Origin of the sequence: Nereida ignava (assembly GCF_001049735.1) — a bacterium.
Classification (GTDB): domain Bacteria; phylum Pseudomonadota; class Alphaproteobacteria; order Rhodobacterales; family Rhodobacteraceae; genus Nereida; species Nereida ignava.
In genome coordinates this window covers 62,573-75,684 of sequence record NZ_CVPC01000003.1, presented here as the reverse complement: position 1 = coordinate 75,684, position 13,112 = coordinate 62,573, and the positions used below count along the sequence as shown (strand labels likewise).

Here is a 13,112-nt window from a genome sequence, read left to right as displayed (position 1 = left end):
GATGCTAAAGCTTTATTGATCAATCGTTTTCCGCCGACACGTTCGGGCGAAGTTCACTGACGAATTTGTCAAAATCATCAGCTGCTTGGAAGTTTTTGTACACACTCGCAAATCGCACGTATCCGACTGTGTCGATGCGGGCCAAAGCCTCCATCACGATCTCACCGATCTGCTTGGAGTTGATGTCAGTCTCACCCATGCTTTCCAACCGGCGCACTATTCCAGAGATCATCTGGTCTACGCGCTCGGGCTCGACGGGCCGTTTTTGCAGAGAAATCCGAACTGAGCGTTCCAGCTTGTCGCGGTCAAAATCTTCACGGCGTCCGTTAGATTTGATGACAACCAAATCACGCAACTGAACACGCTCATAAGTCGTAAAACGACCCCCACACGCGGGACAAAAACGCCGGCGGCGAATGGCGACGTGGTCCTCAGCAGGACGGGAATCTTTCACTTGTGTGTCTACGTTACCGCAAAATGGACAGCGCATTGGCTATGCCCCTTCTCGTTGATTACTGCCTCGATAGGGTCTGCGCCCTACTTATCCACAGACTATAGGACAGCAATCTAGATTTGGGTAGAAGAAAAATTCACAAACAACATCTGGGGGCAAACCGAGCCGTCAGATGCAAAAACGGCGCCTGCAAGAGGCGCCGTTTTAAAGATATATCCGCAAAACCAGAGTTCAACAGGGTAGTTTATTGATCCAAGAAAGACCGCAACTTGCGTGAACGCGACGGATGCTTCAGCTTGCGCAACGCTTTAGCCTCAATCTGACGAATGCGTTCACGGGTAACCGAGAACTGCTGGCCAACTTCCTCAAGGGTGTGGTCTGTGTTCATGCCAATACCGAAACGCATACGCAAAACACGTTCTTCACGCGGCGTAAGCGATGACAGAACCCGGGTTGTCGTTTCCTTCAGGTTCTCCTGAATAGCACTATCGAGTGGCAAGATCGCGTTTTTGTCTTCGATGAAGTCACCAAGCTGGCTGTCCTCCTCATCCCCGATGGGCGTTTCAAGGCTGATTGGTTCTTTGGCGATTTTCATCACTTTGCGCACTTTTTCGAGCGGCATTTGAAGCTTTTCGGCCAATTCTTCTGGTGTCGGCTCACGACCAATTTCATGAAGCATCTGACGACCCGTGCGCACCAGCTTGTTGATCGTCTCAATCATGTGCACAGGAATACGGATTGTACGCGCCTGATCCGCAATTGAGCGCGTAATCGCCTGACGGATCCACCATGTGGCGTAGGTCGAGAATTTATAACCACGGCGATATTCGAACTTATCAACCGCCTTCATCAGGCCGATGTTACCCTCTTGGATCAAGTCGAGGAATTGCAGACCACGGTTGGTGTACTTTTTGGCAATTGAAATAACGAGACGAAGGTTTGCCTCGACCATTTCTTTCTTGGCCTGACGGGCTTCCTTCTCGCCTTTTTGCACCTGTTGTACGATGCGGCGGAATTCAGAGATATCCAGACCAACATACTGGCCAACTTGCGCCATGTCAGAACGCAACTCTTCGATCTTATCGGTTGAGCGCTCAATCAACGCCTGCCAGCCACGGCCGGGTTTATCACCCATGTCAGTTAGCCAGTTTGGGTCAAGCTCGCGACCACGATACGCATCAACGAAATCCCGGCGGTTAATGCGCGCTTGGTCCGCAAGTTTCACCATCGCACTGTCAATGGACATGATACGGCGGTTGATGCCGTAAAGCTGGTCGATCAGCGCCTCAATACGGTTGTTGTGCAAGTGAAGCTCGTTCACTTGGGCAACAATTTCAGAGCGCAGTTTTTGGTATTTCTTTTCAGCTTTCTCGCTGAAGGAGCTGTCTTCGTTCAACGTGGCAGACATCCGAAGATCCTGCATCTCGCTCAACTTGCCGTAGTTATGCGCAATGATTTCGAGCGCTTCCAGAACGCGCGGCTTAAGCGCAGCTTCCATCGCCGCAAGAGACAGGTTCGCCTGCTCGTCTTCATCATCGTCATCATCAGACTGAATCGGGTTACCGTCGGCATCCAATTCTTGCGCCGTGCTCTCTTGCTTGGGCTCGGCTCCAGGCGTCGGCACAACGGCTTCTTCCTCGTCCTCTGCCAGCTGCTCGCCAAACGTCGTTTCCAGATCAATCACATCGCGAAGCAAAATGTCTTCGCTCAACAATTCGTCACGCCAAATGGTGATCGCTTGGAATGTAAGAGGGCTTTCGCAAAGGCCCAAAATCATCGTGTTGCGGCCGGCCTCGATACGTTTCGCAATCGCGATTTCGCCCTCACGGGACAACAGCTCAACGCTGCCCATCTCGCGCAGGTACATGCGGACGGGATCATCGGTGCGATCCAGCTTTTCTTTTTCAGCGCCAGCAAGAGCAACTTCACGCGCACCATCTTTGGTCACGACAGCTGTAGAGCCTTTGGCGTCTTCTTCTTCGGCCTCGTCGTCTTCAATAATGTTGATGCCCATTTCCGACAGCATCGACATCACGTCTTCGATTTGCTCCGAGCTTACCTGCTCTGGTGGCAAAACTTGGTTAAGTTGCTCGTACGTAATGTAGCCCCGTTCACGCGCCTCGGAGATCATTTTCTTTACAGCAGCTTGGGACATGTCCAAGTTGTGCGCGTTTTCCTGATCTTCGTTTTTGCGGTCGTCGGTGTCTTTGGCCATGAGCAAAGTCCTTTGCGGCGGAGGCGATGCGGCGTGAAGGCCGCGCGATGTAACTTTAGGCTGCCGTAATCCACGCGCACGCGAATCAGGAAAACGAATCAACCCACCTCCGAATCATCTTACATTTTGACTGATTCGACCATGGGTCGGTGTGAACTTAACCACATGCCCCGAGACATGGGCATTGGAAACCCTAATTGTAAGAGGATAAGCCTTCGTTAATTACTATTTTCAGCCTTACCGATGCTGCCCAGAAGTGCTGCAAATGCATCACGTTCATCACGACTTAGTTTGGCGCCATTATCGGCAACGTCAAAATCAGCGGTATCATCCGCGTCATCACCGCCCCCTTGCAGACCTTCTGCGGCCTCGCGCAAACGCCACGTCAGGTTTTCATCAACGGGTTCGCCATCATTGCGGTCAAGGTCTTGGGAAACTTCGCGTACTTCAACTTCATGACCACGCTGTGCCGTAAGTTTTGCGAGGGCGTCGTTCACGCACATGGACGCCAGATCGATGTTTCCGGGGCGGCGTACAGGCGGTGCGATCGCCACGTGCTTATTCGCAAATAGTTTTTCCAAAAGCGCCGCACCGATCTCATGCTCAACACTCTCGATCAGCATATCAGCATCGGCCTCTATGTGGCGCAGCAGAGCCCCCTGAATACGGCGGTGGTCCGGATCATGGCACTCAAGCCGCTCAAGCGCGTCTTCAAATTCGGGCAGAACGGCTGGATTTTTCAGCAAAGTTGCCAATACCACTGCTTCGCGCAAATGCCCCTCCGCGGCCCGTTCAGAACTCACCAAAAAACTTGATTGCGTCGTTGGCATCGCACCTTCGGCAGGCGCTTTCCACCCGCCTCCACGCTTAACACCGCGCGGCGTAAAGCCACCGGATAGGCGCGCTTTTGATTGAGGGCGGAACAAATCCCACCGCAAATCCTTAATGGCCTGACCATAGTGGCTGCGAATGCTTGGGTCAGTGATCAGCATAATTTTCTGACGCAGCGCCTTGTCTAAGGCCGCTTTACGCTCGGGGCTGTCAAAATTGCGCCCTTCAGTTTCACGCCGCCATAGCAGCTGGACCATCGGGATAGCACCGTCCATCACATTTTGAACTGCCGAAGCCCCTGAAGCACGGATCAAATCATCAGGGTCTTGGCCTTCTGGCATGATTGCAAAGCGCAGCGACTTGCCCGATTGCAGCAACGGAAGCGCCAGATCAACCAAGCGCATCGCCGCTCGCAAACCGGCCGTATCACCATCAAGGGCGATGATCGGCTCATCAGTGATCCGCCACAAAAGCGCCAGTTGATTTTCTGTAACGGCCGTCCCGAGGGGGGCAACAGACGCGGCAAACCCCGCCTCACTCAGCGCGATGACATCCATGTAGCCTTCAGCCACGACAAGTTGCTGGCCCTTGCCTGCAGCCTCGCGAGCTGGCTTATGGTTATAAAGACTGCGGCCCTTATCAAAAAGTTCCGTCTCTGGAGAGTTGAGGTATTTTGCGTTGTCGTTAGGGTCCATCGCGCGACCCCCAAAAGCAATCGCGCGCCCCCGTGCGTCACGGATCGGGAACATGATCCGACCTCGGAATGTATCATATGGCTTACCACCTTTTTGGCTGGGCTTGGCCAAACCAGCACCCAAAATCAGGTCTTCAGGTACGTTTTTGCCGACAAGATGATCCCAAAGTCCCTGCCACGCATCAGGTGCAAAACCGATCTCCCAACGCTCAAGAGCCGTCTCAGACAGACCACGTCCCTGCAAATATCGGCGGGCCTCGGCGGCCGTCGATGTACGCAGTTGCAAACGGAAATACTGCACCGCTTGCTCCATGACTTCGGCAAGTTTGCTGGCCCGGTCCAGCTTTTCAGCGGCCTTTGGATCGCGCGCGGGCATTTGCATGCCCGCCTCACCCGCCAAAATTTCCACCGCTTCCATAAAGCTGACGTTCTCGGTTTCTTTCACAAACGAAAGCGCATCACCCTTCGCCTGACAACCAAAACAATAGTAATATCCCTTTCGGTCATCGACGTGAAAACTGGCCGTTTTTTCATGATGAAACGGGCATGGCGCCCACATGTCACCTTTGCCTTGGTTCGACTTGCGCGCGTCCCACATAACTTTGCGCCCCACCACGTCGGAGATCGACAGGCGGCTGCGTAATTCATCAAGGAAACCGGGCGGCAGACTCATGAGCGCAATATCCGCTGTAGCACGCGCAAAGTCTACACCGCCTAAGATGAAATCCTAAAGGCCCTTGGCGCGATAAGACTGTGCCACTTTATCAATGGAAACCAGATATGCAGCGGTGCGCAGATCGGGTACATCATCGCGGCCGTGCCAGACGTCACGCATCGCCTGATAAGCAATCCGCATTGTGTCATCCAACCCCGAACGCACTAATTCCAACTCATCCGCACCGCGCAAATACCGCTCTTTGAAATCTGGGCTAAGCTGCCAGCCGACACCGCTATCGGCGCTCAGGCGCTCTAACTCATCCACAATCAATTGGTGACGGGATTCCTCTTGGCGGCGCTGCATCCGCCCAAAGCGGATATGCGACAGGTTTTTGACCCATTCAAAATACGACACTGTCACACCGCCCGCGTTTGCATACATGTCGGGAATAATAACACAGCCTTTAGCCACAAGAATATCATTCGCACCCGCCGTCACCGGACCGTTAGCGGCCTCAATAATAAGTGGCGCCTGCACGCGTTCCGCATTGGATTTGTTAATCACACCCTCAAGGGCAGCTGGAATAAGAATATCGCAGTCCCGTTCAAGTACTTCAGCACCGTTTTTGATGTATTCACCTGCCTCAAACTGTGCCACGCCTCCGGTCTCCGCCACGCAAGTACGAAGAGCCTCAACGTCAATTCCGTTCGTGTCAACGATAGCTCCGTCACGCTCAATGACGCCGACGATCAACGCACCGTCTTCCTCAGCCAAAAACTTGGCCGCGTGGTAGCCGACGTTGCCCAGCCCCTGCACAATGACCCGTTTACCTTTCAGGGACCCACTGAGCCCTGCGGCTTTCATACCCCGCTCATCGCGGAAAAACTCGCGCAGCGCATATTGCACACCACGTCCCGTGGCCTCTACACGGCCAGCAATACCGCCGGCGTGGGTTGGCTTGCCTGTCACGCAGGCTTTGGCATTGATATCAGTTGTATTCATCCGCGCATATTGATCTGCGATCCACGCCATTTCACGCTCGCCCGTGCCCATGTCTGGCGCGGGCACGTTCTGGGACGGGTTTATCAGATCACGCTTGATTAACTCATATGCGAAACGGCGGGTGATAGCCTCCATTTCATGGGCATCATAGGCGCGCGGATCAACACATAGCCCGCCCTTTGAGCCCCCAAAAGGTGCCTCAACCAACGCGCATTTATACGTCATCAACGCGGCAAGCGCTTCTACCTCGTCTTGGTTTACGCCGAGCGAAAAACGAATGCCGCCCTTTACCGGCTCCATATGCTCGGAATGGACGCTGCGATACCCAGTGAACGTCTTGATTTCACCGCGCAAACGCACACCGAAACGAACTGTATAAGTTGCGTTACATACCCTGATTTTTTCTTCCAAGCCCGGGGACAGATCCATCAATCCCACCGCACGGTTAAACATTAAATCGACACTCTCGCGAAAGCTTGGCTCAGTTTGGTTAGACATCTTTACAGTTCCCTAAATCGCATCGTCCGCACCGTGGCACAGATGCGGTTATACGCAAGTTAATTTGCCCATTATTTAGGCTGTTTGAAAACTTATCGGGTATGAGCTTCATCACAATTTAGGCAAAAGCACATCTGCGGCACATCATTTTGCCATAATTGAAACCAAATCTTTCTGCATGAACGCTTCGTAACCGGCCGTACTGCGTAGATTCGTATGCGGCGATTTTAGCGTTGTGAGTAACCATGAGAATGCACCGCCTTTTCAAAAATGCGCTTGGGCTGCGCAAATGTCGTGCTTTTGCGCACGACGAAAGCGGTGCCTTGATCATCTTCACACTCTATATTTTGATGGCGATAATCATGATTGGCGGTCTTGCCGTAGACATCATGATGGCTGAAGAACGCCGCGCACGCATTCAGTTTACAATTGATGGCGCAACCCTGTCGGCGGCAGATTTGCAGCAAACGCTTGAAGCTTGTGACATCATGGAGGGGCAATTTCGCTCAGCGGGCTTTGCCAATGTCCACGTGAACCACACCCGCAACGGCGCACAATATGAAAGCTGCGGTGTGGCGGAGCCGGATGCAGATATCGCTGTGGACGTCGCATCGGTTGAGGGCATCGGATACCGCCGCGTTGAAGCCGAAGCATCAATCCGCGTGCCAACGCTTTTCATGCATTGGGTTGGTATCGACTACATGGACCTACCCGTTTCAGGTGCTGCGGAAGAGCGGATCACCGATATCGAGATTTCTCTTGTCGTGGACGTGTCAGGTTCCATGGGGAACCCGTCTACATCCGGTGAGACCACCGGATATTCGAGCTGCGCAAGGCTGCCAAAGAATTCTTCACCGCGGTGGTGAAAAACGATCCCGATGACGACTCGGCCATTACGTCTGTTTCTATCGTGCCTTACTATCACACTGTTCACGTGGGCGAGGATCTGCTGGATCAACTCAATGCAAATGGCGGCACAGTTTCCGTGCAAAACCCGATCACCAATCCCCCGGGACTAACGTCAGTCCAAAGCGAACAGCAGTTCAGCAGCTGCATTGAATTCACGCCAAACGACTTCAAATCCACCGCTATAACACCCAGCCAGAAGCTGACCCGCAAAGCGCATTTCGCCTATGGCAGCAGCAGTACACGCTTTCCCAATTATCTTCAGTTCGAGTGTCAGGAAGACCGCTTTGATACGCGCTATGCCGCAAACTCACGCCCACACATTATGGTGCACCGCACGGAAAAATCACAGCTGGACGCGCACATCGACACCTTAACAGCAAGCGGCAACACAGCGATTGATGTAGGGATGAAGTGGGGCGTGGCTCTGCTTGATCCGGCAATTCAACCCGCCGTCAAAACACTTGCGGATGACACCACAATTCCTGTGCCTTCACGGGTCAACGACAGACCCGCAAACTACTGGGTGCCATCTGTAAGTGCGAACCCACAGGATGAAACTCTCAAAGTAATCGTTCTGATGACCGACGGTGTGAATACGACCCAATACGGGCAAACCACAGAAAACCAGTATCCCTACATCAACTTTAAAAACAGCCCAGCACCGGTTTGGCGCTTCAAAAACTGGTCCACACATGAAGGTAAGCGTCACGATCGATGGAGCGTGAACCGCAATATGGAATGGTATGATCAATATCTGATCTACGTGCCCGGCAACAGCTGGTCCAACCGCTGGTACCGCCCCGGCGATCCCAACACGTCTTGGGATGATCAATGGTACAGCACCAGCGAAATCCCATGGGACGGCATCGCGCAGATGGACTGGGTTGATCTGCTTGATGATTTTCACGTGGATTACATGGCCGAGTTTTTCTGGGACGAGGCTGAACGGTACTATCACAGCTACTACGGGTGGAGCACCCGCGAAGATCCTATGGAGGACAAGCTAAAGGCCTCCATGATTACCCAAACAAATTGGTGGCAAGCGAATACAAACTTGTCCGAAATCTGTGCCGCAGCCCGCGCGAAAGGCATCTTGATTTACGCGATCGGTTTTGAAGTAAACACTGGCGAAGGTCCGATGCGTGACTGCGCAACGGAGGGGGATGCCTATTACTTTGACGTTTCAGGACGCGAGATCAGCACCGCATTCGCTGCCATCGCAAACCACATCAACCAGTTGCGCTTGGTGCAGTAGATGCTGGGCCGCCGCGCATTTAGCCGCATCATCCAATTTTGGCGCGACGAAGACGGCGTGTCTTCGATTGAGTTCGTGATCCTCTATCCTTTGTTCTACTGGATTTTGTTCATGGGCGTTGAACTTGGTGTGATGCAGGCACGTCAAGCTATGTTGGAAATGGCGCTTGACCGAACAGTGCGCCACGTGCGCCTCAACACGATTGCACCCCCCTCCTATCAAGATTTGCGGGATGTCATGTGTGCCGAGGCAACCTTCCTAAATAATTGCTCGAACAGCCTTAAGCTTGAAATGGTACGCCGCGACCCGCGCGTAGGCGTGACCCTGAACGCGCCACAATGCCATGATAAACCAAGTGCCGTGAACCCAGCCGGACCATTTTCACCGGGCGGACAGAATGAATTAATGTTCCTGCGGGTTTGCGTGCTGCAGCCACCATTGCTGCCAACCATCGGCTTGAACCCATATCTGCCCACAACCGAAACCGGCGAGTACCGTCTTGTTGCCATCACTTCGTATGTGACGGAGCCCGCGTGATGCGACGTTTCCATCCCCCTTCATTGAGCCGCTTCACCGCCCGCCTCAAAGCCTTCTGCGATGACACAGGAGGCACGCTTGCCATTGAAACCGTGCTGGTTTTTCCGCTGTTGTTTTGGAGTTTTATGGCGATGGCTACGTTCTTTGAGGCATTCCGGACAAACGCGCAAACCACGAAGGCAAGCTACGTTGTGGCCGATGTGATCAGCCGCGAACTGGGCACCATCACCCCGACCTTCGTGACCAGCATGAAACAAACCGCACAGTATATGACACCTGCAGCGCAAGGAACTTCGATCAGCATCACCATGGTGGTTCCGACTGGCAAAACGAACAAGCCCTACAAAACCGCATGGTCACAGGCGCGCGGACCCGATCTTAGCAGTTATAGCCATGACAGCATCAACGTTTTGAAAGAAGACATGCCGCCAATCGCAGCAGGGGATCAGATTGTAATGGTTGAGACAGTCTCGCGGTTTAGCCTGTCGTGGGGCCGGTTTTTTGAAAACAACCTCTATCTAAAAGCGCGCACATTTGCCCGATCACGCGCGCCTAACCCACCAACATACACCGCGTCTTAAAACCAGCAGCTTAGCCGCGCGGCAAATTTCCGGCATCGCGCGCAGCAATTAACATGGACAGGCTCTCTGCCATAAATTTGGCTTCGCCGGCTGGCGTCACCCCACCTACGCCAAGCATTTTGGATGTCGCCCACCAAATACCAGGGCACCACCCTTTAAGGCCCGCTGTCTTGCGACGCACCATGAAACCGTTTGACGGTTTAAACGCAAAGACGCCGCGGTCAACGCCCACAATATCATCCAGCGGTGCAAGAACGCGGCCCGTCGTGTCGCGCAGCCCCTCAACTGTCAATTCAACCGCGATGAGCGTCGAGCGCCACATGATCGTTGCCGCCGCCAACACACCTGCGCCACCAAGGACCAAAAACAAACGGTAGCCCAAACCTGTCTCGGCGCGGGTAAAGCCCAACAACACCAACAAAGCGCCTAACGCCAGCAATGTGCCACAACCAAAAAAGCGACGACCGGCGCTGGCACGAACACGTGCAATCACACCATCTGCGGGGATATCAAAAGGAAATTCCATGCGACCTGATACCCCCCCATTGCGCCAAGGGAAAGAGCACATCGCTTATGTGCATTTACGCACTGCAAATCTGCGAAACACGGCAATTGTGTGCGCCTCTGTTACGGCGTAAATTCTGCCCAACACGTGGGAAGCACCCCATGTCGATCCTACAATCTGGAGGCTGAAAATATGTCGATCCGTCCTGTTCTAGAAACTCGCCCGGCCATTCCAACCATGGAAGGTGCCGGCGTTCACCTGCACCGTGCATTTGGCTTTCAAGACCCGTCAGAGCTTGATCCATTTCTGCTGTTTGACGATTTTCGTAACGATCTTCCGGCGCATTTTGAAAAGGGTTTCCCATGGCACCCGCACCGCGGCATCGAAACCATTACGTATGTGCTGAACGGCACCGTGGATCACGGCGACAGCCTTGGCAACACGGGCACCTTGGGCGCGGGTGACGTGCAGTGGATGACTGCTGGTCGCGGGATCATGCACCAAGAAATGCCACACGGAAACGCCGCAGGCCAAATGCACGGCTTTCAGCTTTGGGGTAACTTACCTTCCTCACAAAAGATGGTCGCACCGCGCTACCAAGACGTAACCGCCAAGGACATTCCAGTGGTAACGGACGATGATGGAACTCAGGTCAAAATCATTGTCGGTAACTTCTGGGGGAAAACCGGTCCGGTTGATGGCATCGCCGCAGACCCGCAATATTTGGATATCTTCGTGCCTGCTGGCGTGAAGAAAACCTTCAAAATTGACACCTACCGTCGCGCGTTTGCCTACGTCTTTGAGGGTGAAGGCGCGTTTGCAGATGCGTCAGCCCCATCTGGCGTGTTACTCGAAAAAGAAGTCATGGGCGAGGAAGTCAACATCCGCGATATGTCCGGCGATCGTACGTTGATCCGGTTTGGCACGGGCGATGAAGTGACGGTTCAGGCCGGCGAGCAAGGTGTTCGCTTCTTGCTGATTTCAGGCGCGCCAATTGAAGAGCCCGTCGCGTGGCACGGCCCGATCGTGATGAACACCGAAGATGAATTGCGCCAAGCCGTACGTGAGTTGCGCAACGGCACATTCATCAAACCCGCGCACTAAAATAAACGATCCAAGCGCGCCGCGACCCCTGCTGTTTTTCCAGCAACCACGTGGCGCGCTTGTAAAGGTATGCGTTTTTCGATCTAACAGACGCATGTTTCGCACCACCACACTCGCCTTCGCAACAGCCGCCCTAAGCATGATTGCAGGCTGCACAGATATTCCGCAATTGGAACAATCCGTCTCTGCGCGCGCCCAAGCCGCCCCCTACCCCGCGCTGATCTCTCTCGAAACTATCATCGCCTCCGCAACAGACGATGAGGCCGATAAAGCCGCAGCTGAAAATCTTGCAACGCGGTCATCGTCTCTGCGCGCCAAAGCAGCACGGCTTAGCGGCGAAGTAATTACTCCGGATGACCAGTCCCGCCTTACGGGCGGCACCGCCAGCAACTAAGCAAAAACAAAGCCCGAAACTACCGGATAGAACCGCGTTAGCGCAAACCACAGCGCCTGTCTGCTTTGGCGCGTTGCAAGCCAGTTGCGCCTGCGATAACAGGGACAAAAGTGTTCACTAATCAGCGCATTCGCCATGCGCGCGGAGATCTCACAATGACAACGACCCTCCCCCCACTTCGTCTCGGAATTGCTGGCTTGGGAACGGTTGGCATTGGTGTTGTGAAAATTGTTCAACAGCACGCAGATTTGCTTGCTGCTCGTAGTGGTCGAGCGGTGCAAATTACCGCTGTTTCCGCACGCTCAAAAGGTAAAGACCGCGGCGCACCTCTTGATGGCTATGCGTGGGAAGACGATCCTGTTGCTTTGGCAAAACGTGATGATGTCGATGTGTTTGTCGAAGTCATGGGCGGCTCAGAAGGCCCCGCGAAAGATGCAACCGAGGCCGCAATTGCGGCTGGCAAAGATGTCGTCACCGCCAACAAGGCGCTTCTAGCTATTCACGGACACTCACTTGCCTTAGCAGCAGAAACCGCAGGCCGTGTTATCCGTTTTGAAGCTGCAGTCGCAGGCGGTATTCCCGTTGTAAAATCACTGACCGAGGGTCTTGCAGGCAACGCGATGGGCCGCGTGATGGGCGTGATGAACGGCACGTGCAACTATATCCTGACCCAAATGGAAGCGACCGGCCAAGGGTATGAGGCGCTTTTCGCCGAAGCTGACAAACTAGGCTACCTCGAGGCAGATCCGAACTTGGACGTGGGCGGCATCGATGCAGGTCATAAACTTGCCCTGCTGGCATCCATTGCATTTGGGACGCAGGTAGATTTTGACGGTGTTGAGCTTGAAGGCATCCAACGCGTCAGCCTTGATGACATTACCCGTGCCGGTGAGATGGGCTTCAAGATCAAATTGCTTGGCGTCGCACAAATGTCTGACCGCGGCTTGGTCCAGCGCATGACACCTTGCTTGGTCCCAGCAACATCGCCGCTTGGCCGGCTTCAGGGCGGCACGAACATGGTAGTTCTGGAAGGCGACAGCGTTGAGCAAATCGTGCTGCGCGGCCCTGGTGCGGGCGAAGGCCCCACGGCTAGTGCGGTTATGTCAGACGTGATGGATATTGCCCGCGGCATTCGCATCAGCACATTCGGCCAACCTGCAAAAACACTGACAAGCGCGCCGCGTGCCCAAGCAAGCACTGTAGCGCCGTATTATTTGCGCCTGCATCTGACAGACAAACCAGGCGCGCTGGCCAAAGTGGCCGCCGTCTTGGGTGATCATGGCATCAGCATAGATCGCATGCGCCAGATTGATCACGAAGGCACAAGTGCGCCCGTTATCATCGTCACACATGACACGACCCGCGCCGCCCTTGATGAAGCACTTGCGGCGTTTGGGACAACCGGTGTTGTCGATGATGCGCCTGTCGCCCTGCGCATCGAAAACGTCTAACCCGCTACACGAATACTTCCCTTA

12 protein-coding genes are annotated in these 13,112 nt (G+C 54.1%); 7 read left to right on the top strand and 5 right to left on the bottom strand.

Annotated features, from left to right (window positions below; genetic code table 11):
• Positions 1 to 19: 19 nt before the first annotated feature.
• From nrdR to NIG5292_RS02585, 4 genes are all read right to left on the bottom strand, one after another.
• A complete protein-coding gene (gene nrdR / locus NIG5292_RS02600) occupies positions 20 to 490 on the bottom strand; it encodes a transcriptional regulator NrdR (protein WP_048597806.1) in 471 nt (156 codons plus the stop codon).
• 208 nt (positions 491 to 698) lie between these two features.
• Positions 699 to 2,669 (bottom strand): RNA polymerase sigma factor RpoD, encoded by a 1,971-nt coding sequence (rpoD, locus tag NIG5292_RS02595; RefSeq protein ID WP_048597805.1) that lies wholly within the window; start codon positions 2,667 to 2,669, stop codon positions 699 to 701.
• A gap of 218 nt (positions 2,670 to 2,887) precedes the next feature.
• Entirely contained in the window at positions 2,888 to 4,867 is a 1,980-nt protein-coding gene (gene dnaG, locus NIG5292_RS02590; protein WP_048597804.1) for a DNA primase, read from the bottom strand.
• 54 nt (positions 4,868 to 4,921) lie between these two features.
• Positions 4,922 to 6,352 (bottom strand): Glu/Leu/Phe/Val family dehydrogenase, encoded by a 1,431-nt coding sequence (locus tag NIG5292_RS02585; RefSeq protein ID WP_048597803.1) that lies wholly within the window; start codon positions 6,350 to 6,352, stop codon positions 4,922 to 4,924.
• 245 nt (positions 6,353 to 6,597) lie between these two features.
• Here NIG5292_RS02585 and NIG5292_RS02580 point away from each other — a divergent pair, with 245 nt between their 5' ends.
• Genes NIG5292_RS02580 through NIG5292_RS02565 form a run of 4 tightly spaced genes read left to right on the top strand, consistent with a single transcriptional unit; the run spans position 6,598 to position 9,634 of the window.
• Positions 6,598 to 7,218: a TadE/TadG family type IV pilus assembly protein gene (locus tag NIG5292_RS02580; protein WP_082136600.1), complete on the top strand. Its 621-nt coding sequence runs from the start codon at positions 6,598 to 6,600 to the stop codon at positions 7,216 to 7,218.
• On the top strand, positions 7,215 to 8,516 hold the full coding sequence (locus NIG5292_RS02575; RefSeq protein ID WP_143081927.1) for a hypothetical protein: 1,302 nt from the start codon (positions 7,215 to 7,217) through the stop codon (positions 8,514 to 8,516). The genes NIG5292_RS02580 and NIG5292_RS02575 overlap by 4 nt, the downstream gene beginning before the upstream one ends.
• Positions 8,517 to 9,053, top strand: coding sequence for a TadE/TadG family type IV pilus assembly protein (locus NIG5292_RS02570; RefSeq protein WP_048597800.1), 537 nt, complete (start codon positions 8,517 to 8,519; stop codon positions 9,051 to 9,053).
• A complete protein-coding gene (locus NIG5292_RS02565; protein WP_048597799.1) occupies positions 9,053 to 9,634 on the top strand; it encodes a TadE/TadG family type IV pilus assembly protein in 582 nt (193 codons plus the stop codon). Before NIG5292_RS02570 ends, NIG5292_RS02565 begins: the two co-directional genes overlap by 1 nt.
• Positions 9,635 to 9,644: 10 nt before the next feature.
• Here the strand turns inward: NIG5292_RS02565 and NIG5292_RS02560 are convergent, their stop codons facing one another.
• Positions 9,645 to 10,160, bottom strand: a complete 516-nt coding sequence (locus tag NIG5292_RS02560; RefSeq protein WP_048597798.1) for a hypothetical protein — start codon at positions 10,158 to 10,160, stop codon at positions 9,645 to 9,647.
• Between the two features lie 171 nt (positions 10,161 to 10,331).
• Here NIG5292_RS02560 and NIG5292_RS02555 point away from each other — a divergent pair, with 171 nt between their 5' ends.
• The 3 genes from NIG5292_RS02555 to NIG5292_RS02545 all read left to right on the top strand — a co-directional run bounded on the left by NIG5292_RS02555 (position 10,332) and on the right by NIG5292_RS02545 (position 13,088).
• The gene (locus NIG5292_RS02555) at positions 10,332 to 11,243 is read left to right on the top strand and encodes a pirin family protein (protein ID WP_048597797.1); all 912 of its coding nucleotides are present in this window, start codon (positions 10,332 to 10,334) and stop codon (positions 11,241 to 11,243) included.
• 94 nt (positions 11,244 to 11,337) lie between these two features.
• Positions 11,338 to 11,637, top strand: coding sequence for a hypothetical protein (locus NIG5292_RS02550; protein WP_048597796.1), 300 nt, complete (start codon positions 11,338 to 11,340; stop codon positions 11,635 to 11,637).
• Positions 11,638 to 11,792: 155 nt separating this feature from the next.
• A complete protein-coding gene (locus NIG5292_RS02545) occupies positions 11,793 to 13,088 on the top strand; it encodes a homoserine dehydrogenase (RefSeq protein ID WP_048597795.1) in 1,296 nt (431 codons plus the stop codon).
• Positions 13,089 to 13,112 lie beyond the last annotated feature (24 nt).